General features: G+C 73.2%; 28 protein-coding genes and 1 pseudogene. 14 read left to right on the top strand and 15 right to left on the bottom strand.

Annotated elements, in window-relative coordinates:
• Positions 1-810, top strand: a complete 810-nt coding sequence (locus AB0G11_RS34455; protein WP_219513351.1) for a serine/threonine-protein kinase — start codon at positions 1-3, stop codon at positions 808-810.
• Here AB0G11_RS34455 and AB0G11_RS34460 read toward each other — a convergent pair.
• Complete coding sequence (locus AB0G11_RS34460; RefSeq protein WP_219513352.1) at positions 807-1559, bottom strand: lysophospholipid acyltransferase family protein; 753 nt, start codon at positions 1557-1559, stop codon at positions 807-809. The two genes, AB0G11_RS34455 and AB0G11_RS34460, sit on opposite strands and share 4 nt — an antisense overlap.
• Positions 1560-1638: 79 nt before the next feature.
• Here AB0G11_RS34460 and dhaK point away from each other — a divergent pair, with 79 nt between their 5' ends.
• Genes dhaK through dhaM form a run of 3 tightly spaced genes read left to right on the top strand, consistent with a single transcriptional unit; the run spans position 1639 to position 3655 of the window.
• Entirely contained in the window at positions 1639-2619 is a 981-nt protein-coding gene (dhaK, locus tag AB0G11_RS34465) for a dihydroxyacetone kinase subunit DhaK (protein WP_357590902.1), read from the top strand.
• A complete protein-coding gene (gene dhaL, locus AB0G11_RS34470) occupies positions 2619-3281 on the top strand; it encodes a dihydroxyacetone kinase subunit DhaL (protein ID WP_357590904.1) in 663 nt (220 codons plus the stop codon). The genes dhaK and dhaL overlap by 1 nt, the downstream gene beginning before the upstream one ends.
• Positions 3281-3655 (top strand): dihydroxyacetone kinase phosphoryl donor subunit DhaM, encoded by a 375-nt coding sequence (gene dhaM, locus AB0G11_RS34475; protein ID WP_219513355.1) that lies wholly within the window; start codon positions 3281-3283, stop codon positions 3653-3655. Before dhaL ends, dhaM begins: the two co-directional genes overlap by 1 nt.
• Here dhaM and AB0G11_RS34480 read toward each other — a convergent pair.
• The 5 genes from AB0G11_RS34480 to AB0G11_RS34500 form a co-directional block, all read right to left on the bottom strand.
• Complete coding sequence (locus AB0G11_RS34480) at positions 3652-5331, bottom strand: thiamine pyrophosphate-binding protein (RefSeq protein ID WP_357590906.1); 1680 nt, start codon at positions 5329-5331, stop codon at positions 3652-3654. The genes dhaM and AB0G11_RS34480 overlap by 4 nt on opposite strands.
• A complete protein-coding gene (locus tag AB0G11_RS34485) occupies positions 5328-6128 on the bottom strand; it encodes a cyclase family protein (protein WP_219513361.1) in 801 nt (266 codons plus the stop codon). Before AB0G11_RS34485 ends, AB0G11_RS34480 begins: the two co-directional genes overlap by 4 nt.
• 65 nt (positions 6129-6193) lie before the next feature.
• Entirely contained in the window at positions 6194-6769 is a 576-nt protein-coding gene (locus AB0G11_RS34490) for a hypothetical protein (RefSeq protein WP_357590908.1), read from the bottom strand.
• Between the two features lie 21 nt (positions 6770-6790).
• Positions 6791-7219, bottom strand: coding sequence for a CBS domain-containing protein (locus AB0G11_RS34495; RefSeq protein WP_219513364.1), 429 nt, complete (start codon positions 7217-7219; stop codon positions 6791-6793).
• A 126-nt stretch (positions 7220-7345) separates the two neighbouring features.
• Positions 7346-7573 (bottom strand): hypothetical protein, encoded by a 228-nt coding sequence (locus tag AB0G11_RS34500; RefSeq protein ID WP_357590910.1) that lies wholly within the window; start codon positions 7571-7573, stop codon positions 7346-7348.
• Here AB0G11_RS34500 and AB0G11_RS34505 point away from each other — a divergent pair.
• The 3 genes and pseudogenes from AB0G11_RS34505 to AB0G11_RS34515 form a co-directional block, all read left to right on the top strand.
• Positions 7554-8270 (top strand): annotated as a pseudogene (locus AB0G11_RS34505) (aminopeptidase P family protein); the annotation flags it as partial. The gene AB0G11_RS34500 and the pseudogene AB0G11_RS34505 sit on opposite strands and share 20 nt — an antisense overlap.
• Before the next feature lie 121 nt (positions 8271-8391).
• Positions 8392-8769 carry a M24 family metallopeptidase gene (locus AB0G11_RS34510; protein ID WP_357590911.1) on the top strand — a complete coding sequence of 126 codons (378 nt, stop codon included), beginning with the start codon at positions 8392-8394 and terminating at the stop codon, positions 8767-8769.
• A gap of 96 nt (positions 8770-8865) precedes the next feature.
• Positions 8866-10419 (top strand): alpha/beta fold hydrolase, encoded by a 1554-nt coding sequence (locus AB0G11_RS34515; RefSeq protein WP_357590913.1) that lies wholly within the window; start codon positions 8866-8868, stop codon positions 10417-10419.
• A 3-nt stretch (positions 10420-10422) separates the two neighbouring features.
• Here AB0G11_RS34515 and AB0G11_RS34520 read toward each other — a convergent pair whose 3' ends face one another.
• Positions 10423-11844 carry an FAD-binding oxidoreductase gene (locus tag AB0G11_RS34520; protein ID WP_219513370.1) on the bottom strand — a complete coding sequence of 474 codons (1422 nt, stop codon included), beginning with the start codon at positions 11842-11844 and terminating at the stop codon, positions 10423-10425.
• Between the two features lie 127 nt (positions 11845-11971).
• Between AB0G11_RS34520 and AB0G11_RS34525 the strand changes: the two genes are divergently transcribed.
• On the top strand, positions 11972-12595 hold the full coding sequence (locus tag AB0G11_RS34525; RefSeq protein WP_308126098.1) for a phosphopantetheinyl transferase-like protein: 624 nt from the start codon (positions 11972-11974) through the stop codon (positions 12593-12595).
• 9 nt (positions 12596-12604) lie between these two features.
• On the top strand, positions 12605-12781 hold the full coding sequence (locus AB0G11_RS34530; RefSeq protein WP_357590915.1) for a hypothetical protein: 177 nt from the start codon (positions 12605-12607) through the stop codon (positions 12779-12781).
• On the opposite strand, the gene AB0G11_RS34535 is transcribed toward AB0G11_RS34530, so the two are convergent.
• Positions 12778-13704 (bottom strand): cation diffusion facilitator family transporter, encoded by a 927-nt coding sequence (locus tag AB0G11_RS34535; RefSeq protein ID WP_308126099.1) that lies wholly within the window; start codon positions 13702-13704, stop codon positions 12778-12780. The two genes, AB0G11_RS34530 and AB0G11_RS34535, sit on opposite strands and share 4 nt — an antisense overlap.
• A 33-nt stretch (positions 13705-13737) precedes the next feature.
• On the opposite strand from AB0G11_RS34535, the gene AB0G11_RS34540 reads away from it, so the two are divergent.
• Genes AB0G11_RS34540 through AB0G11_RS34550 form a run of 3 tightly spaced genes read left to right on the top strand, consistent with a single transcriptional unit; the run spans position 13738 to position 16639 of the window.
• Complete coding sequence (locus tag AB0G11_RS34540) at positions 13738-14196, top strand: MarR family transcriptional regulator (RefSeq protein ID WP_219513405.1); 459 nt, start codon at positions 13738-13740, stop codon at positions 14194-14196.
• A 59-nt stretch (positions 14197-14255) separates the two neighbouring features.
• Positions 14256-14966, top strand: coding sequence for an LppX_LprAFG lipoprotein (locus AB0G11_RS34545; protein ID WP_357590917.1), 711 nt, complete (start codon positions 14256-14258; stop codon positions 14964-14966).
• Positions 14963-16639, top strand: a complete 1677-nt coding sequence (locus AB0G11_RS34550) for an MFS transporter (protein ID WP_357590918.1) — start codon at positions 14963-14965, stop codon at positions 16637-16639. The genes AB0G11_RS34545 and AB0G11_RS34550 overlap by 4 nt, the downstream gene beginning before the upstream one ends.
• A gap of 43 nt (positions 16640-16682) precedes the next feature.
• On the opposite strand, the gene aspS is transcribed toward AB0G11_RS34550, so the two are convergent.
• The 5 genes from aspS to AB0G11_RS34575 all read right to left on the bottom strand — a co-directional run bounded on the left by aspS (position 16683) and on the right by AB0G11_RS34575 (position 22312).
• A complete protein-coding gene (aspS, locus tag AB0G11_RS34555; protein WP_357590920.1) occupies positions 16683-17948 on the bottom strand; it encodes an aspartate--tRNA(Asn) ligase in 1266 nt (421 codons plus the stop codon).
• Positions 17949-18206: 258 nt separating this feature from the next.
• Entirely contained in the window at positions 18207-19601 is a 1395-nt protein-coding gene (der, locus tag AB0G11_RS34560; RefSeq protein ID WP_219502646.1) for a ribosome biogenesis GTPase Der, read from the bottom strand.
• 29 nt (positions 19602-19630) lie between these two features.
• Positions 19631-20287 (bottom strand): (d)CMP kinase, encoded by a 657-nt coding sequence (cmk, locus tag AB0G11_RS34565; RefSeq protein WP_308125679.1) that lies wholly within the window; start codon positions 20285-20287, stop codon positions 19631-19633.
• A 52-nt stretch (positions 20288-20339) separates the two neighbouring features.
• Complete coding sequence (locus tag AB0G11_RS34570; protein WP_219502641.1) at positions 20340-21698, bottom strand: carotenoid oxygenase family protein; 1359 nt, start codon at positions 21696-21698, stop codon at positions 20340-20342.
• Positions 21698-22312, bottom strand: a complete 615-nt coding sequence (locus AB0G11_RS34575; RefSeq protein ID WP_219502637.1) for a TetR/AcrR family transcriptional regulator — start codon at positions 22310-22312, stop codon at positions 21698-21700. The genes AB0G11_RS34570 and AB0G11_RS34575 overlap by 1 nt, the downstream gene beginning before the upstream one ends.
• Before the next feature lie 105 nt (positions 22313-22417).
• Between AB0G11_RS34575 and AB0G11_RS34580 the strand changes: the two genes are divergently transcribed.
• Positions 22418-23272 (top strand): glycosyltransferase, encoded by an 855-nt coding sequence (locus AB0G11_RS34580; protein ID WP_219502634.1) that lies wholly within the window; start codon positions 22418-22420, stop codon positions 23270-23272.
• A gap of 20 nt (positions 23273-23292) precedes the next feature.
• A complete protein-coding gene (locus AB0G11_RS34585) occupies positions 23293-23487 on the top strand; it encodes a DUF2795 domain-containing protein (protein ID WP_219502631.1) in 195 nt (64 codons plus the stop codon).
• 54 nt (positions 23488-23541) lie between these two features.
• On the opposite strand, the gene AB0G11_RS34590 is transcribed toward AB0G11_RS34585, so the two are convergent.
• Both AB0G11_RS34590 and aroH read right to left on the bottom strand, forming a co-directional pair.
• A complete protein-coding gene (locus AB0G11_RS34590; RefSeq protein ID WP_357590922.1) occupies positions 23542-24639 on the bottom strand; it encodes a prephenate dehydrogenase in 1098 nt (365 codons plus the stop codon).
• Between the two features lie 17 nt (positions 24640-24656).
• Entirely contained in the window at positions 24657-25016 is a 360-nt protein-coding gene (gene aroH, locus AB0G11_RS34595) for a chorismate mutase (RefSeq protein ID WP_219502624.1), read from the bottom strand.
• Between the last annotated feature and the right edge of the window lie 59 nt (positions 25017-25075).

Raw genomic sequence — 25075 nt, forward strand, 5'->3', positions numbered from 1 at the left:
ATGCGGCGGGAGATCGGCGGACGGTACCTCCTGAACGAGGAGGCCGGTCGTGGGGGCATGGGCGTCGTCTGGCGCGCGTTCGATCAGCTTCTGCACCGTGAGGTGGCGCTCAAGGAGCTGACGCTCGCCGGCGAGGCCGAGATGGTGCGCCGTCGTGTCCTTCGCGAGGCGAGGATGGCGGCCCGGCTCAGCCACCCCAACATCGTCACGGTCCACGACCTCATGGAAGAGGGCGGCAAGCTCTGGATCGTGATGGAGTACCTCGACGGGCTGTCGCTGCACCAGCTCCTGTCGCAGGTCGGCACGCTGCCGGCGCAGTCGGTGGCGGCCATCGGCCAGCACCTGCTCGCCGCGCTGCGCACCGCGCACCAGGCCGGCGTGCTGCACCGTGACGTCAAGCCCGCCAACGTCATGCTGACGGGCGAGCGGGTCGTGCTGAGCGACTTCGGCATAGCGACCGCCGAGGGTGACATCCGCATGACGACCTCGCGGCGGCTGCGCGGCACCCCCGCGTTCATGGCCCCCGAGCGGCTCTACGGCGGCCCGGCCAGCAAGGAGGCCGACATGTGGTCGTTCGGCGCCACCCTCTACAGCGCCATCGAGGGCCAGCCGCCCTACCCGGGGCAGGACGCCGCGACCGTGCTCGGCATGGCCCGCAGCGGCCGGTTCCCGCCGCCGCGCCGGGCCGGCGTGATGCGCCCGCTCATCGAGGGCCTGCTGCACCACGACCCCGTGCGCCGCTTCACCCCGGAGCAGACCGCGGGGCTGCTGGCGGGCATGCGCGCCAGCAGCTATCAGGCGGCGATCTAGTCCTCCCGCTTGGCGGCCCTGGCCTCGGCCTCGGCGGCGTCCATCGCGGCGGCCTCCTCCGGGGTCGGCGCGGTGCCGCCCAGGTGCGCCGGCTGCCACCACACGCCCGGCGGGATCTCCGGGTAGGTGCGCTGCGCCCGGTCGACCAGCGCCGTCAGCCGCTCGCGCAGGTCGGCCGCGTGCTCGTTGACGTCCTCGCCGCGCTTGGGGTGCATCGGCTCGCCCACCAGGATCGTGATCGGCACGTGCCGCTGGAGGAGCTGCTTCTTCCTGCCCTTGGTCCACAGCCGCTGGCTGCCCCACAGCGCCACCGGGATCACCGGGACCTTGGTCGCCTGCGCCATCCGGATCGCGCCGTTCTTGATCTCCTTGACGGTGAACGACCGGCTGATCGTGGCCTCGGCGAACACGCCCACCACCTCGCCGGCCTTCAGCATGCGCAGCGCCGTCGCGTAGGAGCCCGCGCCCGCCCCCCGGTCGACCGGGATGTGGTGCATGCCGCGCATCAGCGGCCCGGAGATCCGGTGGTCGAACACGTCCTGCTTGGCCATGAACCGCACCAGCCGCTTGGACGGCAGCGCGCCGAACCCGGCGAAGATGAAGTCCAGATAGCTGATGTGGTTGCTCACCAGCACCGCGCCGCCGGAACGCGGCACGTTGTCGGTGCCCTCCAAGTGGAAGCGGTAGTCGAGCACGCGAAAGAGGGTCCGCGCGGCGGCGATCACCGGCGGGTACACGATCTCAGCCATGTGCAGACGGTAGCCTACCCGGCCGGCCCTCCACGCCGGGGTGCTTGCCAGGGCGTCATAACGGGCAGATGTTCTCACCATGAAGAAGCTCATCAACACGGCCGAGTCCGTGGTTGAGGACGCGCTGAACGGCCTGGCCGCGGCCCACCCGTCCCTGCGGGTGCGCGACCGCGTGGTCTACCGGGCCGACGCGCCGAGGCCGGGGAAGGTGGCGCTGGTCTCCGGCGGCGGCTCCGGCCACGAGCCGCTGCACGCCGGCTTCGTCGGCCACGGCATGCTGGACGCCGCCTGCCCCGGCGACGTCTTCACCTCGCCGGTGCCCGACCAGATCCTCGACGCCACCAGGGCCGTCGACGGCGGCGCCGGGGTGCTCCACGTCGTCAAGAACTACACCGGCGACGTGCTCAACTTCGAGATGGCCGCCGAGCTGTGCGCGGGCGTCGAGGTGGCGAAGGTGATCGTCGACGACGACGTGGCCGTGCAGGACTCCCTCTACACCGCCGGGCGGCGCGGCACCGGGGCCACGGTGTTCGTGGAGAAGATCGCCGGGGCGCTGGCCGAGGAGGGCGCGCCGCTGGCCGAGGTGGCCCGGGTGGCCGCCGAGGTGGACGGGCGCAGCCGTTCGTTCGGGATCGCGCTCACCTCCTGCACCTCCCCCGCCGCCGGCAAGCCCACCTTCGACCTGCCCGGCGACGAGGTGGAGCTCGGCATCGGCATCCACGGCGAGCCCGGCCGCGCCCGCGTCCCGCTGGTGTCGGCGCGCGAGCTGGCCGCGATCGCGATGGAGGCGATCCACGGCGACCTGCCGCTGCGCGGCGACCTGCTCGTCATGGTCAACGGCATGGGCTCGACCCCGCTGATGGAGCTGTACGTGGTCTTCGCCGAGGCGGAGTCGTTCGTGCGGGGCAAGGGGGCACGGGTGACGCGCTCGCTGGTGGGTAACTACGTGACGAGCCTGGACATGCAGGGCTTCTCGGTGACCGTGTGCCGGCTCGACGACGACCTGACGCGCCTTTGGGACGCACCGGTCGAGACTCCGGGGCTGCGCTGGGGGCGCTGATGGGCGGGATGGGCGAGCTGATGGACCGCGGGACGGGCGAGGGGATGGACACGGCGTTCTTCCTGGCCTGGTTCGAGGACGCGGGCCGGCTGGTGCGGCTGCAGCGCGACCGGCTCACCGCGCTCGACGCCGCCATCGGCGACGCCGACCACGGCGCGAACCTCGACCGCGGCTTCACCGAGGTGCGGCAGGCGTTCGCCGAGTGGCCGCCCGCCACGCCCGTGCAGGCGCTGGTGTCCGCCGGCACGACACTGATCCGCCGCGTCGGCGGGGCCTCGGGTCCCCTGTACGGGTCGGCGTTCCGGCAGATGGGCAAGAGCATGGACTCGCCGGTCACGCTGGCCGTGTTCGCCGCGGCGTTCGAGTCGGGGGTGCGGGCGGTGGAACGGCTGGGCAAGGCGGCGCAGGGCGACAAGACGATGCTGGACGCGCTGGTGCCCGCCTCCCGGGAGCTGACCCGGGCCGTACAGGAGGAGATCGCGGCGCGGGAGGCGTTCGAGCGGGCGGCCCGCGCGGCCGAGGAGGGGGCGCGGGCGACGATCCCGCTGCGGGCCCGCCGGGGCCGCGCCAGCTATCTCGGCGAGCGCAGCGTCGGCCACGAGGACCCCGGGGCGGCCTCGGCGGCGATCATCATGGCGGCGCTGGCGGCGGTGGCGTCCTGATGGTCGGGCTCATCCTCATCTCGCACAGCGCCGGGCTGGCCGCCGAGGTGGCCTCGCTGGCCCGGTGCATCGCCGGCGACCGGGTGCGGGTCGCCGCGTGCGGCGGCACCGGCGACGGCCGCACCGGCACCAGCGTGGACCTCATCGACCAGGCCGTCGAGCAGGTCGACGAGGGCGACGGCGTGGTGCTCATCCCGGACCTCGGCAGCTCGGTGCTGACCGCCAGGCTGCTGGTGGAGCCGGGCCGGGTGGTGCTGGCCGACGTGCCGTTCGTGGAGGGCGCGATCGCCGCCGCCGTCGCGGCGGGCGGCGGCGCGCCGCTGGCCACCGTGCTGTCGGCCGCCGAGGAGGCCCGCACCCAGCGCAAGCTCTAGTGGCCCCGGAACGCCTCCTCCAGCCACCAGGAGGCGCGCTCCCGGGTGACCTGGGCGTGCACCAGCAGCGGCCGGTCGCGCGGCCCCTTCAGCCAGTCGGCCACCCCGGCCAGGTCCGCCGCCGCGCCCACGGTCACCGCCGCGAACCCGTGCCCGCGCGCCACCGCCGCCAGGTCGGCCGGCGGGAACCGCACGGTGTCGAGCGGGTCGCCGCCCGGCCCGAAGTGGTGCACCTCCGCGCCGTAGGCCTCGTCGTCGTACACCACGACCACCATCGGCAGGCCGAGCCGCACGACGGTCTCCAGCTCGGCCGCGCCCATCCAGGCGCCGCCGTCGCCGAGCGCCGCCACCGTCAGCCGGTCCGGGCGTGCCACGGCCGCGCCGATCGCGCCGGCCAGGCCCAGCCCGACGGCCTGGAACGCCTGGGTGAAGCAGAACCCGGCCTCGTCGGGGACATCCATGAACATCGCCGGATATCCCATGAAATTTCCGGAATCGGTGACCACGGTGCGCTCGGCGGGCAGCAGGTCGTCCAGGCCGATGCTGAGCGTCCTCGGGTCGATCCGGCCGCCGCCGCTCTCGTCCCGGTACGGCACGTCCCGCCACCGGCCCTCCTCCCGGATCCGCCGCGCCACGTCCGCCGACCGGTAGCCCGCGGACGGCTGCCCGGCCGCGAGGGCGTCCCCGGCCGCGCGCGCCACCACGGCCACGTCCCCGACGACCCCCAGGTCCGCGCGGACGTGCCTGCCGACGGCCTCGGGCTCCAGGTCCACCTGCACGACCGTGGCGTCCGGGCCGATGAGCGCGCCGTGGCGGGTGGTCCACATGTTCAGCGCGCACCCCCAGCCCACCACCAGGTCGGCGTCGCGGATCAGCTCGGCGGCCAGCGGCGTGGCGAACCCGCCGCTCACGTCCAGGTCCCACGGGCTGCCCCGGAACAGGCCCCGGGCGACCGCCGAGGTCGCCAGCAGCGCCCCGGCCCGCCCGGCCAGCGCCTCCACCTCGGCCCGCGCCCGCCTGGCCCCGCGCCCCGCCACGAACACCGGCCGCCGCGCCTCCCGCAGCAACCGCGCGAACTCCTCCACCCTCGCGCGAAGGTCCCCCTGGCCGGTGGCAGGCCCCTCAAGGGCGGCGCCCCCTGCCACCCCACGGTCCGGGACTCCTTCGACGCGGGAGGACTCCGTACTGGCTGCGGTGTCGGCGGTCTGGAGGTCCAGGGGAAGGTTGAGCAGGACGGTGCGGCGGTCGTCGCGGGCCAGGCGGAACGCCTCCAGGGCCTCGGCGACGGCCGTGGCCGGGGAGGTGACGCGCAGGGCGACGGCGCCCACGGAGCGGGCCAGGGCGTCCTGGTCGATGTGGAAGTTGGAGCGCGCGTCGGTGGCCTCGCCGGCCAGCACGACGAGCGGGGTGCGGCTCTTGGCGGCCTCGGCGATGCCGGTGACCGCGTTGGTGAGCCCGGGCCCCTGATGGACGGTGACGACGCCGACGTGGCCGCTCGTGCGGGCATAGGCGTCGGCCATGGTGGCGGCGCCGCCTTCGTGGCGGGCCGCGACGAAACGCGCGCCGTGCCGTACGAGGGCGTTGGTGACGTGGAAGTTGCCGCTGCCGACCACCCCGAACGCGACGCGGGCCCCGGCGGCGGCCAGAGCCCGCCCGACGGCCTCGGCGACGGTCACCGCGCCTGCCCGGCCTCGCCGCCGCCGCGCTCGACGAGGGCGAGCACGCGTACGGGGCTGCCGGAGCCGCCGAGGATGGGCAGCGGCGGCGCGACGACGACGGCGCCGGTCACCGGGAGCCGGTCGAGGTTGCGGAGCTGGGTGAGGCCGTACTTGCCGGCTCCGAGCAGGTAGGAGTGGCACGGGAAGGCGGGGTCGAAGGAGTGGGCGGCGCCCGCGTCGGTGCCGACGGTCTCGACGCCGAGCCCGAGCACGGGCGTCTCCTCGGCCAGCCAGCGGGCGCACTCGACGGAGATGCCGGGCGTGTGCGGGCCGGTCTCGTCGGCGTTGAGGAACGCGGCCTGGTCGCCGGAGCGGGAGTCCCAGCCGGTGCGGTAGAGGAGCCAGCCGCCGTCGGGGAGCGGGCCGTTGGCGCGTTCCCATTCCTTGACGTGGTCGACCTGGAGGAGGAAGTCCGGGTCCTTGGCGGCCTCGGCGGCGAAGTCGAGGACGACGGCGGGGGCGAGCAGGCTCGTCACGGGCACCTGGGACACGTCCTGGCCGTCGCGGGCGGTGACCCAGTGGACGGGGGCGTCGAAGTGGGTGCCGGTGTGCTCACCCGTGTGGATGTCGTTCCAGTACCAGGCGGGGCCGCGGTCGTCGTAGCGGCTGATCTCCTCCAGGCGGAACGGGATCGTGTTGCCGAACGGCTCGGGGAGCTGGAGGATCGGCGTGTCCGAGGAGAGGGGCGCGGTCAGGTCGATCACCTCGATCGAGCCGTTCCGTACGCTGTCCACGAAGCTCCGCAACACCGACATGTCATCCTCCTAGGTGGGCTGAGGGAATCCTCCTACGTGCGGTGTGGCCTCCGCAAACACCTGCTTCACGCCTTGGTCCACTCGGCGCAGCCGCCGGTCTGGAACGACTTGTCCGTAGCGAGGACGGTGACGGTGGCGGGGCCGGTCGGCATGCCGGCGTCGATCACGTCGGCGATCGAGGCGGTGGTGCCCTTCATCCGGGCCCAGTAGCAGCTCTGGGAGGCGGTGACGGGGCCGGTGGTGCGGTAGGTGCCGGGCTGGATGTCGACGCCCACGACCAGGGTGCGGAGCGTGGCGTTGCCGCCGCCGGGCCCGGCGGTCACGGGCGGCGTGCCGGTGCCCGGGGGCTGCGCGCCGGTGTCGGGCGTGCCGATGTCGGGCGTCCCGGTGTCGGGCGCGCCCGTGCCGGGAGCCTCGGTGCCCGGCGGCTGGCCGGTGGCCGTCGGGGCGGGAACCGGCTCGGCCGTCGGCCCCTCGACCGTCACCGTGACCCGGGGCGCGGGCGGGGCGGCCGTCTCCCCCGAGCCGAGCCCGGCGAAGAAGCCGATCAGGAACCCCAGCACACCGGTCATCCCCGACACCAGCAGGATGATCGTCGGGCTGCTGGACGCGCGAGGGTATTCGGGAGGCCCGTACATCACCCGACCAGGGTCCCACCCCGGTCAGCGGTGAAGATAGTCCACCAGCGACGCCTTCTCGGTCTCCAGCTCCTCGATCGCGCTCTTGACCACGTCGCCGATGCTGACGATGCCGACCAGGCGGCCGTCCTCGACCACGGGCATGTGCCGCACCCGGTGCGTGGTCATGATCTTGCGCAGCTCGTCGACCCGGTCGCCGGGCGCGACGGTGCGCACCTCGGCCGTCATGATCGACGACACCGGCTCGGCGAGGATGGCGGCGCCCCGGTCGTGCAGGCGGCGCACCACGTCGCGTTCGGACACGATGCCGTCGATGGTCACGCCGTCGGCGGAGACCACGACGGCGCCGATGTTGTGCTCGGCGAGCTTGTCCAGCAGGTCGCGGACGGTGGCCTCCGGCGCCACCGTCGTGACGCCGCTTCCCTTGCCGCGCAGGATCGTCCCGATGAGCATCTGCACCACCTCGGCTCTGAGTTACCCCGGCGGGCACCCGGTTAAGCGCTTGTCGTCCCAGGCAAGCAACCGGGTGGGAGCCCGTCAAGGAGTCACGTAAGCTGCCGTACCGAAAGTCCGGGATAATCACGATCCACCTGCGGAGAGACACCTGATGAACGAGCCGCTCAACACCGGGAGCCACGACCTGCCGATCACCGGGGAGCTGGCCGCGTTCATGCGGACCGGGTGGGCCGACACCCGGCGCACGGACGTCACGGCGCTGCCGGTCGCGCCGTGGGCGGCCAAGCGGCGGGCGGCGCTGGCGAGCCGGTTCCCCGGGGAGCGGCTGGTGGTGCCATCGGGGCGGCTCAAGGTCCGCAGCAACGACAGCGACTACCGCTTCCGCCCGCACAGCGCGTACGCGTACCTGACGGGCGCGGGCGAGCCCGACGACGTGCTCGTGATCGAGCCGTCCGGCGAGGCGCGGCTGTACGTCAGGCCGCGCTCGCCCCGCGAGGAGGGCGAGGAGTTCTACCGCGACCGCCGCTACGGCGAGTTCTGGGTGGGCCGCAGGCCGGACCTGGCCGAGGCGTCGGAGCTGTACCAGGTGGACTGCGCGCACATCCGCGAGCTGGACCTGAAGGGCTCGGCGCGGGTGCTGCGCGGCGTGGACGCGGCGGTGGACGCGATGGTGGCGCCCGGCGACGGCGACGCCGAGTTCGAGAGCTTCCTGTCGGAGATGCGGCTGATCAAGGACGAGTGGGAGGTCGGCGAGCTGCAGGGGGCGGTCGACGCCACCGCGCGCGGCTTCGAGGACGTGGTGCGCGCCCTGCCCGCGGCGCTCGGCCACCCGCGCGGCGAGCGCTATCTGGAGGGCGTGTTCGGGCTGCGCTCGCGGCTGGAGGGCAACGCGACCGGCTACGACAGCATCGTGGCCTCGGGGGCGCACGCCTGCGTGCTGCACTGGATCCGCAACGACGGCCCGCTCGACCCGGCGCACCTGCTGCTGCTCGACGCGGGCGTGGAGTCCGACACGCTCTACACCGCCGACGTCACCCGCACGCTGCCGCTGTCGGGCCGGTTCGGGCCGGTGCAGCGGCAGGTGTACGAGCTGGTGTACGAGGCGCAGGCAGCCGCGATCGCCACGCTGCGGCCCGGCGCCCGCTTCCGCGACTTCCAACCAGGCGGCCATGCGCGTCATCTGCGAGGGGCTGAACGAGTGGGGCCTGCTCAAGGAGTCGCCCGACACGCTCATGGAGACGGGCCTGTACCGCCGCTACACGCTGTGCAGCAGCGGCCACATGCTCGGCCTGGACGTGCACGACTGCGCCAGGGCGCGCGCCGAGGTCTATCTCGACGGCGTCCTGGAGGAGGGCCAGGTGCTCACCGTCGAGCCCGGCCTGTACCTGCAGCCGGACGATCTCACCCTGCCGGAGGAGTTCCGCGGCCTGGGCGTGCGGATCGAGGACGACCTGGTCATCACGGCCGACGGCGCCCGCCTGATGTCCGGCGCGCTGCCCCGCCACCCCGACGAGGTGGAGGACTGGATGGCCGGTCTGCTGCGCTGATGTCGGCCTGGAGGATGACATCCGTTTCGTCCTCCAGTCGGATGGTCTTGTCGGAAGATCCGGTCGATGATCGGATCCCCGACGATTGGACGCGCAGTGCGAAGACCTGTCCTGATCCTCTCGCTCCTCCCCGCTCTCGTCCTCACCCTGCTCGCGCCCCTGACGCCGGCCACGGCGAGCGCGGGCGCGGGCGCGATCTCCTGGACTCCGTGCGCCGAGGACCCGTCGGCCGAGTGCGGCACGCTGACCGTGCCCGTCGACTGGCGCAAGCCGCGCGGCGAGACGTTCGAGCTCGCGCTGGCCCGGCGCAAGGCGAGCGATCCGGCGGCCCGGATCGGCTCGCTCGTCATCAACCCGGGCGGCCCCGGCGGCTCCGGCGTGGACGCCGTGGTGGGCGGCTACCTCGGCTTCACCCCGGAGATCACCAGCCGCTTCGACGTGGTGGGCTTCGACCCCCGCGGCGTGGCGCGCAGCCATCCGGTCCTGTGCTCGCTGGAGCTGGCCCTCCAGGCGCCCGACCCGCTGTCGATCAGGGACCAGGCCGGGTTCGACGCGCTGCTGGCGCACAACCGGCGCTACCGTGACGACTGCCGGGCCCGCACCGGGCCGCTGTTCGACCACGTCGACACCGGCAGCGTGGTGCGCGACCTCGACGCCCTGCGCGCCGCGCTCGGCGACGACAAGCTCACCTACTACGGCATCTCCTACGGCACGCTCATCGGCCAGCTCTACGCCGAGCGGTTCCCGCACCGGATCCGCGCGCTGGCGCTCGACAGCAACATGGACCACAGCCTGGGCACGCGGGCGTTCCTCGACACCGAGTCGTGGACCGCGCAGGACTCCTTCGACGAGTTCGTCGCCTGGTGCGAGCGCACCCGGACGTGCGCGCTGCACGGCAGGGACGTGCGGACCGTCTGGGCGGACCTGCTGGCGCGGGCGGAGCGCGGCGAGCTGAGCCTGCCGGGCTCCCCGGAGATCAAGCTGGGCAAGCTCGACCTGATCGGGCAGGCGTTCGGCGCGTTCTACGGCCCGGCGTTCAAGGAGCTGGCCGAGTTCCTGGTGGCGCTGGAGAGCGGCGCGGCGACCGCCCGCCCGATCCTGACCCCGCCCTCCACCGCCTCGTCGGCCTCGTCCGCCGAGCAGGCGATCAACGATCCGACGCGCGTCTTCTGCCAGGACTACCTGCTGCCCATCCGCGACTACCGCGCCTACGAGCAGCACCTGCGCAGGTCCGCGCGCATCGCGCCGGACATGCTGGTCAGCGCGGCGGCGCATCCGATCACCGCGGCGTGCCTGGGCACCGAGGCGCCGATCCCCAACCCGCAGCATCGGCTGCGCGTCGACGGCACACCCCCGCTGCTGCTGGGCAACGCCCTGCACGATCCGGCCACGGGCTACCCGTGGGCGGTGAGCGCGGCGCGGCAGATCGGCCGTGAGGCCCGGCTGATCACCTACGAGGGCTGGGGTCACGGCATCTACGGCCGCGGCGACTGCCCGACGCGGGCGATCGACGCCTACCTGGTCTCCGTCGACCCGCCGGAGCGGGGCCTGCGGTGCCAGGCCGTGCCGCCGGCCGAAATGTCCGCCCTGCGTCACCGGCCGCCGACCGGCCCGATCCCCGGGCTGCCCGGCTACCGCCTCACCCGATGACGGTCACGGCCGGGGCGGTTCCTCCCGCCCCGGCCGGGGCCTGACGTTGGCGTTCAGGTGGAAGACGTTGTCGGGATCGTAGGCGGCCTTGACGGCCGCCAGCCGGTCGTACTTCGCCCCGTACGAGGCGCGCACCCGCTCCTCGTCCCGGTCGGCGATGAAGTTCACGTACGAGCCCGTGCCCCCGGCGTACGGGAGCAGCGCCTCCCAGGCGGAGCGCGCCCACTCCCGCTCGGCGGGCAGCTCGTCCGCCGAGGGCGTGATCGCGGCGATGGACATCGTGTAGTGCGGCGCGCGGCTGCCGCTGAACGCGGTGGCGTCGTCGTCCCTGGCGGCGAAGGCGCCGTCGAGCCGGAAGGTCGGCAGGAACGACAGCGGCGAGGACTTGCCCGCCGCCTGCTCGCAGATCGCCGTCATCGCCTCGGGCGTGAGGCCGGGCAGGTCGAGCGCCTTCTCGTAGGCGGAGATGCCCCACGGCGCGCTCTCGTCGAGCAGCGACTGCAGTTGCGTGTACGGCATCGGCGCGACGAACTCGAACAGCGGCTCCAGCTCCCGCCGGATGGAGGCCAGCACCGCCTCGTGCCGCTCGGCCGTGGAGAACCCCGCGACGATCAGCGCGTGGCCGGGGCGCAGCCGGTGCTCCTCGGGCACGAACGGGGCGGGCGGGGCGCTCATCCCGAAGCCGATCAGCACGGCGGCGTCGTCCGGCAGGCCCGTGGCGGCGGCGTCGATGACCTCGGCGGCCTGCCTGCCGCGTTCGGCCTCCCAGAACAGCACGGCGACGTGCACGGCCGGGCCGACGGGGTGCAGCCGGTAGGTGAACGCGGTGACGACGCCGAAGTTGCCGCCGCCGCCCCGGAGGGCCCAGAACAGGTCCGGGTGGTCCCGGGCGGAGGCGTGCACCTGCTCGCCCCCGGCCAGCACCAGGTCGGCCGCCTCGAGGTTGTCGATCGTCAGGCCGTGCCTGTGGGTCAGCCAGCCGAACCCGCCGCCGAGCGTCAGGCCGCCGATGCCGGTGTGGCTGATCGTGCCGCCCGGCGTGGCCAGCCCGTGGGCCTGGGTGGCGGCGTCGACGTCGGCCCAGGTGGCGCCGCCGCAGCAGACCGCGCTGCGGGTGGCGGGGTCGACGTCGACGAGGCGCAGCGGGCTGAGGTCGAGCATGAGGCCGCCGTCGGTGACGGCCGAGCCGCCGAAGCCGTGGCCGCCGCCGCGTACGGAGATCTCCAGCCCTTCCTCGCGGGCGAAGCGCACGCCCGCCGAGACGTCCTCGGGGCCGCTGCACCGGACGATCACGGCGGGGCGGCGGTCGACGGCGCCGTTCCAGATCGAGCGCAGCACGTCGTACTCGGTGTCGTGGCGGGTGACGACCCGCCCGGCGCAGCGGTCGCGGAGCCTGTCGAGCTCCGGCTTGATGAGCTGGACCATGCCGCCACCCCCAGTGCGCGACTTATCCCGAAATATCACTTAATCCTAGGATTTATCCGTATTTGGAGGGGTTGGCGGGCGGTGAAATCCCCCTCAAATTCCCTGCGCGGGAGGTACGATCCACCCAGTGACGATCACTCCTGCGACGGCCCTGGCGGCGGCGATGGGCTGCCCGCCCGACGAGGTGCGCGCACCCCTGGAGTGGCTGACGGACGTCGAGCGCGATCGCGCCGCGCGCTTCCGCTTCGCCCCCGACCGGATCGCGTTCGTCGCCGCCCACCTGCTGGTACGGCTCTGCGCCGGCCGGGTGCTGGGCGCCGATCCCGGCGAGCTGACGCTGGCGCAGCACTGCGACGTGCACGGGCCGGGGCACGGCAGGCCGTACCTGGTCGAAGCCCCCGAACTGGGCGTGAGCCTCAGCCACACGCGCGGCTACGTGTGCGCGGCGGCCGGCCCCGGCCGCGTCGGCGTGGACGCCGAGCGGGTGCCGCCAGGCCCGCTCGACCGCACGCTGGCCCCGATCGCGCTCACCCCCGCCGAGCTGGCCGGGGCGCGCGGCAACGAGGACCTGATCCGCCACTGGGTGCGCAAGGAGGCGCTGATCAAGCGGGGCGAGCTGACCCTCGCCGAGATGGCCACGGCCGAACCGGACTGGACGGGCCGCCACCTGCTGGAATGGCGCGCGGAGCCGGACGTCCTGGTGGCCGTGATCACCGACTCGCCCGCCACCCGCCTGCCGATGTCCGGATAATGTGGGCGCATGTTCTACAAGAAGCCCCTGGAGGAGCGCATCGCGGACCGGATGGCCCAGCGGCGCCCCCTCGAAGAGGGCCGGACGTTCGAGCACGGGCCGGCCAAGTTCGTGTTCGTGTCGCTGCTCGTCGCCGTGGTCGTCATGCACGTCGTCGGCGTGGCGATCGTCATGGCGTTCGACTAGCGGCGGCGGGGCGGGGTGGGGTCGAGGAACACCTGGTCGATGCCGGGGAAGCGCTCGCGCAGCCTGCGGTCCACCTCCTCACAGGCGCGCTCCACACCTCCGGCGCGCACCTCGTCCCGAAAGTCGATCTTCGCCGCGACCAGGAACCGGCCCGGCCCGATGACCATGGTGAGCAGCTCCACCACGTCCTCCACCTCCGGCTGGACGAGGAGCACCGCGCGCACCCCCGTCTCGATCGGGCGCGGCGCCGCCTGGCCGATGAGCAGCGACAGGTTCGCCTGGATGAGCGTGAGCGCGACCACCAGCAGCAGCACGCCGATGAGGACCGACGCCAGGCCGTCCCACAGCGACGACCCGGTGAGCTGCGAGCCGAGCAGCCCCAGCGCCGCGATGACCAGCCCGGCCAGCGCCGCCCCGTCCTCCAGCAGCACCGCCTTGAGCGCCGTGTCGGACGTCTTCCTGGCCAGCCGCAGCGGGCTGACCCGCCACCGGCCCGCCTCGCCGCGCAGCTGCCCGTACGCCTTGAGGAACGACACCCCCTCGATGACGAACGAGACCGCCAGCACCACGTACGCCGGGGTGAGCGCCGACAGCTCCTCCCCGCGGACGATCTCGTGCACGCCGTGGGTGATCGAGAACCCGGCGCCGCCCGCCAGCGTCGCGAACGCCGCCATCATCGCCCAGAAGAACCCCGCCTTGCCGTATCCGAACGGATGGCGCCGGTCGGCCGGCTTGCCCGAACGCCGGACCGCGACCAGCAGCAGCACCTCCGTCACCGTGTCGGCCGCCGAGTGCGCCGCCTCCGACAGCATCGCCGCCGACCCGCTGACGATCCCCGCCAGCAGCTTGGCCACCGCGATGGCGAGGTTCGCCGCCCCGGCCACCAGCACGGTGCCCAGGCTCTCTCCCGACTTCTCCCCCACCTTCGTCACTCTACGTGCGCTAGATTGGAGATCATGAGCGCGCCTCGCTGGCTTTCCCCCGCTGAGCAGCGTGCCTGGCGAACCCACCTGGCCCTGCACAAGCTGCTCATGCACCGCCTGGACCGGGAGCTTCAGGAACACGCCCTGTCACTCAACGACTACGAGATCCTGGTCAACCTGTCCGAGAGCCCCGCGCGGCGCATGCGGATGAGCGACCTGGCCGACGCGACCATCCAGTCCCGCAGCCGGCTCTCCCACCAGATCTCCCGGATGGAGGCCAAGGGCCTGGTCACCCGCGAAGACTGCCGCGACGACCGGCGGGGCACGTTCGCCGTGCTGACCGACGAGGGCTGGGAGACGATCCAGCGGGTGGCGCCCGACCACGTGGCCGGGGTGCGCGAGCACTTCGTCGACCGGCTCACCGACGACCAGCTCAAGGAGCTGGAGGCCGCCTACGGGCCCATCGTGGAGCATCTGAAGAAACTGCGCTGACACGCAGTCGATACCGCAGGGGCCGCCCGGGTGTCCGTCCCGCTCGCTACGATCCGCTCATGTTGAGAAAGCTGCTCGTGGTGGCCCTGGCCGTCGTGGCCCTGGCGGCCTGCTCCTCCGCAGGCGAGGGCGCGGCGCTGCCCGCCGGGCCCGACCTGATGCGCCAGGCCGCCGAGGCGATGAAGACGGTCAAATCCGCCGCGTTCTCCATCGCCACCGAGGGCAAGCCGAACGTGCCCGTCAAGAAGGCCGACGGGCGGCTCACCGCCGAGGGCGACGCCGACGGGACCATCACGCTGGAGGTGTTCGGCAACCTCCAGGAGGTGTCGTTCATGCTCATCGGCGACAAGGTCCACTTCAAGGGGCCGACCGGCGGCTACCAGGAGATGACCCGGCAACAGCTCGCCCAGCTCTACGACCCGTCGCTCATCCTCGACCCCGCCAAGGGCATCCCGGGGCTGCTCGCCACCGCCGCCGACCCGCTCGTCCGGGCCGAGGAGGACGGCGCCTACCGGGTCGACGTCGCCTTCACCGGGCAGGCGCTGAGCACGCTGGTGCCCGGCGTCACCGAGGGCGTCAACGGCACCGTCTGGGTCGACCGGGCCAGCAGCAGGCTCACCAAGGTGCTGCTGCAACTGCGCGAGGGCACGGTGACGGTCTCGTTCGCCGACTACGACGCGCCGGTGACGATCACGCCCCCGCCGTCGTCATCGTCGTCGTCGGCGCCGTCTTCGCCGGCGTCGTCTTCGCCAGCGTCGTCCGCGGGATGAGGAGCGCCCGCCGGGTCGTCCTCGGCGTGGGCGGGGCGGTGGTGCTGCTCGCCGCCCTCGACGCGTACGTGGTCGTGACCGTCCTCATCGACATCGCCACCGACATCGGCATCCCGCTCAACCGGCTCGAACGGGTCACGCCCGTGGTCACCGGGTTCCTGCTCGGGTACGTGGCGGCGATGCCGCTGCTGGGGCGGCTGTCCGACCGGTTCGGGCGGCGGCCGCTCATCCACGCCTGCCTGGCGGCCTTCGCGGCCGGCTCCGTGCTGACGGCGCTGGCGTCCGGTGAGGTGATGGTGGTGGCCGGCCGCACCGTCCAGGGCGTCGCCGGGGGCGCGCTGCTGCCGATCACGATGGCGCTCATCGGCGACCTGTGGGGCGAGCGGGAGCGCCCCCTGGCCCTCGGCGCCGTCGGGGCCGCCCAGGAGCTCGGCAGCGCCCTCGGGCCCGTGTACGGCGGCCTCCTCGCCGGCGTCCCCGCCGCCTCGCTGCTGGGCGTCGAAGTGGGCGGATGGCACGCCATCTTCTGGATCAACGTCCCCCTCACCCTCGCCGCCGCCCTGGCCGTCCACCACGCCCTCCCCTCCCCCACCAAACCCCCACCCCCCTCCCCCGAAGCCCCCACCCTCACCCCCACGGAGGGGCTCCCCGAGCCCGCACAAGCCGTCCCATCGGGAGGGCACGCCGCCGCAGAGGGCGCCCACCCTTCCGACGTGCCCATCCCCGCCGAGGGCACCCGTGCCCTGGAGGGGCGGGGCTCCATCGAGCAGGCCGGGAGCAAGGGTTCTCAGGCGGAGGCGGTGGATCTGGTCGGGGGCGGGTTGCTGGCGTTGGCGCTGGCGTTGCTCGTGGTGGGTCTGTACAACCCGGATCCCGCCCATGCCGTCCTGCCGCCGTGGGGCCTGCCGGTGATCGGGGCGGGCCTGGTGGCGGGGGCGGCGTTCGTGTGGTGGGAGATCCGCTCCCCGGTGCGCCTGCTGGATCTGTCGCGGGTGCGCAAGGGCCCGCTGCTGGCGACGCTGGCGGTGAGCTTCCTGACGGGCGCGGCGCTCCTGGTGACGATGGTGTTCGTGCAGTTCACGGCGCAGACGCTGCTGGGGCTGGACGCGCTGGACGGGGCGCTGGTGCTGGGCCGGTTCCTGATCGCGCTGCCGGTGGGCGCACTGCTGGGCGGGCTGCTGGCGCGCCGGTTGGGCGATCGGCTGGTGACCGTGGGCGGGCTGCTGGTGGCGGCGGCCGGTTATGCGCTGATGAGCCGGTGGCCGCTGGAGCTGGCGGAGGCGCGGGCGATGGTGGACGGCACGCTGGTGGTGGCGGGGCTGGGAGTGGGCCTGGTGATCGCGCCGGTGTCGGCGGCGGTGCTGCGGCTGACGCCGCCGCGCCAGCACGGGGTGGCCTCGTCGGCGGTCGTGGTGGCGCGGATGATGGGCATGCTCATCGGCATCGCCGCCGTGTCCGCGTGGGGTTTCTACCGGTTCCAGTCGCTCACGGCGCATCTGGACACGCCGCTGCCGTTCGGCGTCGACGCGGCGGTCTACGCCGAGCGGCTGGAGGCGTACACGGCGCGGGTGGAGGCGGCGCTGCATGTCGAGTACACGGAGATGTTCCTGGTGACGGCGTTCATCTGCCTGGCGGGCGCGGCGGCGGCGCTGCTCATGCCCAGGAAGGGGTGACCCGCCCCCAGCAGGGGCGGGCCACCGCGGAGTCACCCCGGAGTCACGGCGTGAGGCGGTGCAGGTCGCGCGGGAACGCGGTGACCTGCCGGATGTTGGCGGCGCCGGTGAGCCGGGCGGTCCAGCGTTCCAGCCCGATCGCGAACCCGCCGTGCGGCGGCATCCCGTACGCGAACGCCTGGAGGTAGCCCTCGTACGGGGCGGTGTCCTCGCCCCGGGCGGCGAGGGCGTCCAGGTAGTCCTGGTGCCGGTGCAGCCGCTGTCCTCCGGTCACCAGTTCCAGCCCTCTGAAGAGCAGGTCGAAGCCGTTGGAGTAGCCGGGCCGGTCAGGGTCGGGATGGGTGTAGAAGGGCCGTTTGGCCATCGGGTAGCCGGTCACGTACAGGAATTCGGACCCGTGCTCGGCGAGCGCCCATTCCGACAGCCACCGTTCCTGGGCGGGTGACAGGTCGGGTTCGTCCTCGCCGGTCATGCGCTGCGCCTCGGTGAAGTGGATGGCGGGGATCTCCTGGGGCACGTCGGGCAGCCGGGCGCCGAGCGTGGCGACGGCGGCGGGGGCGCGGTCCTGTACGGAGTCGAGCATGCCCGCCAGGGCTTCGCGCAGGACCGCCATCACCTCGCGGTGGTCGCGCACGAAGCCGAGCTCGGCGTCCAGGCTGGTGTACTGGGCGAGGTGGCGGACGGTGTCGTGCGGTTCGGCGCGGAACACCGGCCCCACCTCGTAGACCCGCTCGAACACGCCGACCATCGCCTGCTTGTAGAACTGGGGCGACTGGGCGAGGTAGGCGGGCCGGCCGAAGTAGCCGATGCCGAAGACGTTCGCGCCGGACTCGGTGGCCGAGGCGACGATCTTGGGCGTGTGGATCTCGGTGAAGCCGAGCCGGTCGAGCGTGCCGCGGAACCCGGCGACGGACGCGGCGGAGATCTCCAGGGGCGCGCGCAGCGCCGGGTGGCGCAGCGCGGCGGGGGCGTGGTCGAGCACCGTCGGCAGCGCGGCGGGGATCGACGGCCGGTAGAGGTCGAACGGCGGCGCCTGGACCGGCTCGGTCAGCACGCGCACCTGGGCCTCGGTGAGTTCGACGCCGCCGGGCGCCTGCTCGCTGGCCGTCACGGTCCCGGTGACCTCGACGACGCTCTCCTCGCCGGGCAGGGCGGCGTCGTGGAAGACCGCCTGGGCGAGCCCGGCGCGGTCCCTGACGATGAGGAAGGACACGGATTTCAGTTGCCGGCGGCGATGGACCCAGCCGGCGATCGTCACTCGTCGTCCGGCGAACTCGGCGAGCTCGGCGGACAGGACACGAGAGATCATCACAACTCCTTGCGGATATGCGTGACCCCTTGGGAGTGCGGGGGAGAAGGGAGCTCCCGGTGCCACCGCACTTTCACCGCCCGCGAGGGGCGGCCTCCAGGACCCGATGACGGGGGTCAGGCCGGCGAGGCATTTCCTCCTCGCACTCGGGAGTGTCTTCACCGGGGGCGCGGGGCCGCCTTCACAGCGACCGGCGGCTCTCTCGGCCCGCGCGGGCCCCGGTTACTCGTCTCCGTCTACGCGTTGTCCCGCATCGTATCAGCGGTCCTTCTTCTGGCGCTTCTCGCGGATCTTCATAGTGACCTCGATGGGCGATCCGGCGAAGCCGAACTCCTCGCGGATGCGCCGCTCGATGAAGCGGCGGTAGGTGTCCTCCAGCCAGCCCGAGGTGAACAGCACGAACTTGGGCGGCTCGATGGACGCCTGGGTGGCGAACAGGATCTTCGGCTGCTTGCCGCCGCGCACGGGGGGCGGCGTCTGCTGGATCAGCTCGGTGAGGAACGCGTTCAGCCTGGACGTGGGCACCCGGGTGGACCAGGAGTCGAGCGCCTTCTCCAGGGCCGGGACGAGCCGGTCCATGTGGCGGCCGGTCTTGGCGGAGATGTTGACGCGCAGCGCCCACGGGGTGCGGACGAGCTGGCGGTCGATCTCCTTCTCCAGGTAGTAGCGGCGGTCCTCGTCGACCAGGTCCCACTTGTTGAAGGCGACGACCATGGCGCGGCCGGACTCGATGACCAGGGTGATGATGCGCAGGTCCTGCTCGGTGAGCGGCTCGCTGGCGTCGATGAGCACGATCGCCACCTCCGAGCGCTCCAGCGCCGCCCTGGTGCGCATGGCGGCGTAGAAGTCGGCGCCCTGCAGCTCGCGGTCGCGCCGCCGGATGCCGGCGGTGTCGACGAAGCGCCAGGTGCGCCCGCCGAGCTCGATCAGCTCGTCGACCGGGTCGCGGGTGGTGCCGGCCATCGGGTCGACGAGCACCCGCTCCTCGCCCGCGAGCTTGTTGAGCAGCGAGGACTTACCGACGTTGGGCTTGCCGAGCAGCGCCACCCGGTAGGGGCCGCGCTGCTCGCCGAACGTGACGGCGGGCGTCTCGGGGAGCGCGTCGAGCACGACGTCGAGCAGGTCACCGCTGGAGCGGCCGTGCAGGGCGGAGACCGGGTAGGGCTCGCCCAGGCCGAGCGACCACAGGGCCGCGGCCTCCAGCTCGAGCTGCTGGTTGTCGACCTTGTTGGCGGCCAGGATGACCGGTTTGCCGGACTGCCGCAGCACCGAGCCGACGATCTCGTCGGCGTCGGTGGCGCCCACGCTCGCGTCGACCACGAACACGATGACGTCGGCCAGCTCGACGGCGACCTGCGCCTGCTCGGCGATGCGCAGGTTCATGCCGGTGGCGTCGGGGTCCCAGCCGCCGGTGTCGACGACGGTGAAGCGGCGGCCACGCCAGTTGGCCTCGTAGGTGACGCGGTCACGGGTCACGCCCGGCACGTCTTCGACGACCGCCTCACGGCGGCCGATGACCCGGTTGACCAGCGTCGACTTGCCCACGTTGGGGCGGCCGACGATGGCCACGACCGGGAGCGGGCCACTGTCGGCCTGCTCGTCGGATACTTCGAGATCGTCGAGGTCTGCCTCGACCCAATCCCCCGTTGACACAGTGTTCGTCCTTTATGAGTCCCGCACCCTCAGGTGCGCTCCTTGACCAGTCTCAGCACCTCCGCGATGACCTCCTCGAGGTTCAGCGCGGTGGTGTCGAGCTCGACGGCGCCAGCCGCCATCGAGAGTGGATCGGTCTTGCGTGTCGAGTCCAGGGTGTCACGCCTGGCCATGGCCGCGACCTGCGCCTCGGCCGTGGTGCCGGCCAGCTCCGCGGAGCGCCGCAGGGCGCGGGCCTCGGCGCTGGCCGTCAGGAAGATCTTGACGGGGGCGGTGGGGGCGACGACGGTGCCGATGTCGCGGCCCTCGACCACGATGCCCCCGGCGCCGATGATCTCCCGCTGGAGCGCGACCAGCCGGGCGCGCACCTCGGGGACCGCCGCCACGGCGGACACCGCGCCGGTCACCTCGTCCTCGCGGATCGGCCCGGACACGTCCGTGCCGCCGACGTGGATGGACGGGGCGTCGGGGTCGGTGCCGGAGACGATCTCGGCCTCGCCGCAGCGCGCCGCGACGGCCTCCGGGTCGGTGAGGTCGACGCCCTGCTTGAGCATCCACCAGGTCATGGCCCGGTATTGGGCGCCGGTGTCCAGGTAGCGCAGACCCAGCGCGCGGGCGACTCCGCGCGACGCGCTCGACTTGCCCGACCCCGAAGGGCCGTCCATGGCGACGACCAGACCGGTCACGACTCTCCCTCTTCAGCTTCTTTACCCAACCTGAAGAGGCTACCGCCTCCCGTCAGTCGGCGACCCAGCTCCCATGGAAGCCGAGCGGCACCCGGGCGGGCAGGTGGACGACGGCGACGGGTTCGCCGGTGAAGTCCTGCGCCGGGAGGATGACCAGGTCGGCGGCGCCCCGGTCGGGGTTGTTGACGTAGGAGAGCACGTACCCGTCGTCCTCGGCCTCGCCGGCGGCGACGAACACCGGCTCGCCCACGTACGCGCCGCGGCCGAACTGCCGCCGCTCCTGGGTGCCGCTCCTGAGGTCGTGCTTGACGAGCGTGTTGTCGAACGCCTCGTCGGGCAGGTCCTCCATCTCGGCGTCGCCGGGGTAGAGGACGTCCGTCAGGTCGTGGGTGGCGGCGGTGTAGCCGTAGCGGTAGGGCAGGCCGGTGCGCCGCTCGTCCATGCGGGGGAACTCCTGGGCCCGCTCGTCCAGCCGGGTCCGGCTCACCCGGCCGGACGCCGGGTCGATCCGCCACCGGTCGAGCGTCGGCTCGCCGCCGCGGTCGAGGCGGGCGTCGACGAACCGCTTGGGGTAGCTGACCACGTCGACGACGACCTGGTCGCCGTCGTCGTAGGCGTTGAGGGTGTGGAAGACCCAGCACGGCTCGATCTCCACCCAGCGGATCTCGCCGGTCGCGCGCGACATCAGGCCGACGCGGGAGGGGTGGTCGTCGTTCCACGCGTACGGCATCGGCGCGCCCTGCTCGGCGTGGGCCATGCTGAACGTCACCGGCAGGTCGTACAGGACGACGTAGCGCGCGGTGAGCGCGAAGTCGTGCATCATCGGCTTGTCGGCGAGCTGGATGTCGCGCGTGTGGATCACCGTGCCCTTGGCGTCGAGCACGATGTGCTGGTTGTGGTCCCAGTTGACGGAGTACGCCACCGCGTGCAGCTCGCCGGTGACCGGGTCGAGGTGGGTGTGGGCGGCGTAACCGCCGGGCAGGCCGCCGTCGAAGTCGACCGGGCCGAGCGTCTCGAGCTCGTAGTCCAGCTCGTACGGCAGCGTGCCGGCCTCCATCGTCGCGTACGTGCGCCCGGCCACGCCGATCACGTGGGTGTTGGGCGAGAAGTCCAGGCCGGCGTGCGACAGCGCGGACCTGGGCTGTTCGCCGAGCCGCCCGGCGACGTCGACGCTGCGGACCCACCGGTTGCGGTACCACTCGGCGCGGCCGTCGCGCAGCCGCACGCCGTGCACCATGCCCGCGCCGAGGAACAGGTGGGAGGCGCCGGGGTCGTCGAGGCCGAGCGGGTTGGGCCCGTTGCGCAGGTAGCGGCCGTTGAGCTCGGCCGGGATCCGGCCGGTGACCGGCAGGTCGTAGGCGGTGATCTCCTCGGTCGCGGGCGTGAATCCGCCCCGGTACGGGGTGTCCATCAGGTGGTCCTCTCGTCGTGGGTCAGGAAGGGGTGGAGCACCGAGGCGCAGAGGAGCCGGTAGCGCGCCTCGGCCTCCTCCGGCTCGAAGTAACCGGAGATCTCCAGGCTCACGGCGCCGTGCATGGCCATCCAGAGCACGTCGGAGATCTCCACGGCGGCGGGGCCGCGCAGCAGGCCGGTGTCGAGGCACTGCTGGACCCAGGTCACGAGCAGGTCGAAGGTCCGGCGCGCCGCGTGTGCCGCGTCGGCGCCGGGCTCGAACCGGGACAGCGCGCCCATGAACATGGCCCGGTAGTAGTCGGGCTGGTCCAGCGCGTACGCCCGGTAGGCGGTGATCCCGGCCTGCAGGCGCTCCAGAGGGCCGTCGCCGGGAACCGAGAGCAGCCGCTGCTCGAACCGGGCGAATCCCTCCAGCCAGAGCGCCTCGGCCAGGCCGTCCTTGCCGCCGAAGAGCGTGTAGATCACTTTCGTGGAGCAGCCCGCCTCGCCGGAGATCCGGCGCACGGTCAGCGCGGCGGGGCCCTCGGTCACCAGGAGGTGGGTCGCGGTGTCGAGGATGGCGGCCCGGACGACGTCCTGGCCTTCGCGCTGGGCCTGCTGGTACACGGTCACTGGTAACACCGTTTCTGCGCGGTAACACTGTTACCGCCTTTCTATCGCACCCGCCGCCCGGCGTCAACGCGAGTAAGCCGGTCCTCACCGGAAAGGTGAGGCCGTGTGACGGACAACTCCAGCCGGGTGACGGTCGTCGTGGCCACGATGAACCGGCTGCGCGCGCTGCAACGCTCGCTCCCCCGCCATCCGGGGCCGGTGATCCTCGTCGACAACGGCTCCACCGACGGCACTCCCGGCTTCGTCCGGCGCCACTTCCCGCACGTGCGCGTGGTCGAGGCCGGCCGCAACCTCGGCGCGCCCGCCAGGAACATCGGCGTCAAGCTGGCCGAGACGCCGTACGTGGCCTTCGCCGACGACGACTCCTGGTGGGCCGGAGGCGCGCTGGAACGGGCCGCCGACCTGTTCGACGCCCATCCGCGGCTGGCCCTGCTCGGCGCGCGGGTGCTGGTGGGCCCCGAGGAACGGCTCGACCCGGTCAGCGAGCTGATGCGCGACTCCCCGCTCGGCGTCGACGCCGACCTGCCGGGGCCGAGCGTGCTGGGCTTCCTGGCCTGCGGGGCGGTGGTGCGCAGGGAGGCGTTCCTGGAGGCGGGCGGGTTCGACGACGTCGTCTTCTTCTTCGGCGAGGAGGAGCGCCTGGCGGTGGACCTGGCCGCGCGCGGCTGGGGGCTGGCCTACGCCGACGACGTGGTGGCCCACCACCACCCCGCGCCGCCCCGCGACCCGGCCGGCCGCCAGTCGCTGGCCGTGCGCAACGCCGTCCTCACCGCCGTCCTGCGCCGCCCCTGGCGCGTGGTGGCGCTGCTCTCGCTCGACGCCGTACGCCGCGGCCCGCGCGGCTGGCACGGCCTGCGTACGGCGCTCCCCCGGCTGCGGCGGGCCCTGGCGCAGCGCCGGGAACTGCCGCCCGAGGTGGAACGCGCCCGCCGCCTTCTGGACAATGGTTACAAATCGTGACAGTCGGGTAACACAGAGTCATGACTACTGCATCGAATCCGATCCAGCTCCAGAAGCACCTCAAGGGCGTCGACTACCCGGCCACCAAGGCCGACCTGATCGCCGCCGCCCGCCGCCAGGGGGCCGACCAGGCCACGCTGAAGGCGCTGGAAGCCATGCCCGACCGCCAGTACGACGGCCCCAACGCCGTGAGCCAGGCGGTCACCCAGCGCTGACCCGTCGGCGCTTCGGAGGGTCCCGGTGGACGTCCACCGGGGCCCTTCGGCGATCTAGGGCACCTGCCAGCCGCGCTCGACCAGCGCCTGGCTCAGCCGGGCCGCCGAGTCGGGCTGCACCGACAGCTCGGCCACACCCAGCGGCAGGCCGGGCGCGTGCTCCAGGCGGACGTCCTCGACGTTGACGCCGACCTCGTCGCACACCTGGAAGAGCCGGGCCAGCTGGCCCGGACGGTCGCCGATGACGACCTGGACCACCACGTACGCCGGCGCCGGGCCGCCGTGCTTGCCCGGGATGCGGCCGTGACCGGCCACGCCGCGCTTGAGCAGCTGGGTCACCTCGCCGCCCGCCGTGCCGTCACCCTCGGCCAGCGCGCGCAGCGCCGACGCGGCGTCGGCCAGGTCACGCGAGACCGCCTCCAGCACCTCGGCCACCGGGGCCGCGTTGCCCGACAGGATGCCCAGCCACAGCCCGGGATCGCCGCCCGCGATCCGCGTCACGTCACGCACGCCCTGCCCCGCCAGCCCGAGCGCCACGTCGGAGGCGTCGGCCAGCCGGGCGGCCACCGCCGAGGCGGCCACGTGCGGCGCGTGCGAGACGACCGCCACCGCCCGGTCATGGTCGGCGGCGTCCACCTCGACCGGGTTGGCGCCGCACAGCTCGATCAGCCGCAGCACCGCCGCGACCGCCTCGCCCGACGCCTCGCCGGTGGGACAGTAGGCCCACGGGCGGCCCAGGAACAGGTCGGCGCGCGCCGCCCCCGGCCCCGACCGCTCGCGCCCGGCCAGCGGGTGCGAGGCCACGTAGGCCGCCAGGTCGCAGCCCAGCCGCGCCGCCTGCTCGATCGGCTCCGCCTTGACGCTGGCCACGTCGGTGTAGAAGCGGGCCACGCCGCGCTTCTGCAGCTCCAGCAGCTCGGTCGCCACCTGGCCCGGCGGCACCGCGATCACCGCGAGATCCGCCGCCGGCCCGTCATCCTGGCCCCCGGGCTGCCACTCCTCGCCCGCGCCCAGCTCCCGGGCCAGCCGCACGGCGCCCGGATCGCGGTCGGCGAGCAGCACCCGCACGTCCTTGCGCCGCAGCGCCAGCGCCAGCGAGGTGCCGATGAGACCGGTGCCCACAACCAGCACGGTGCGCAGTTCGGTGGCCATGTCGTCGTCCCGGGATCCTATTGAGCGATGTCCTGCCGGAGCGCGACCGCGCCCCGCAGGTAGACGTGCTGGACGGCCGAACGCGGCCGGTCGGTCTCGACGTGCGCCATCAGCCGCACCACCCGCGGCAGCGCGCCCGGCACGTCGATCTCCGTGGTGCAGATCAGCGGCACCTCGTGGAAGCCCAGCTTGCGCGCCGCCAGCGCGGGGAACTCCGCGGTCAGGTCGGGCGTCGCCGTGAACAGCACGCTGATCACGTCATCCGTGGTGAGCTCGTTACGCTCCATGATCTGGGTGACCAACTCGGTCGTGGCCTCGATGATCGAGCCACGGTCGTTGGCATCCACCTGGATCGCCCCGCGGATCGCCCGCACCATGCGCTTCGCCCCTTCGATAAGCGGGAGAGCCCGTGCGGAGGGTCGCACGGGCTCCTGCG

Source organism: Nonomuraea sp. NPDC023979, from assembly GCF_040639085.1.
Lineage (GTDB): Bacteria > Actinomycetota > Actinomycetes > Streptosporangiales > Streptosporangiaceae > Nonomuraea > Nonomuraea ceibae.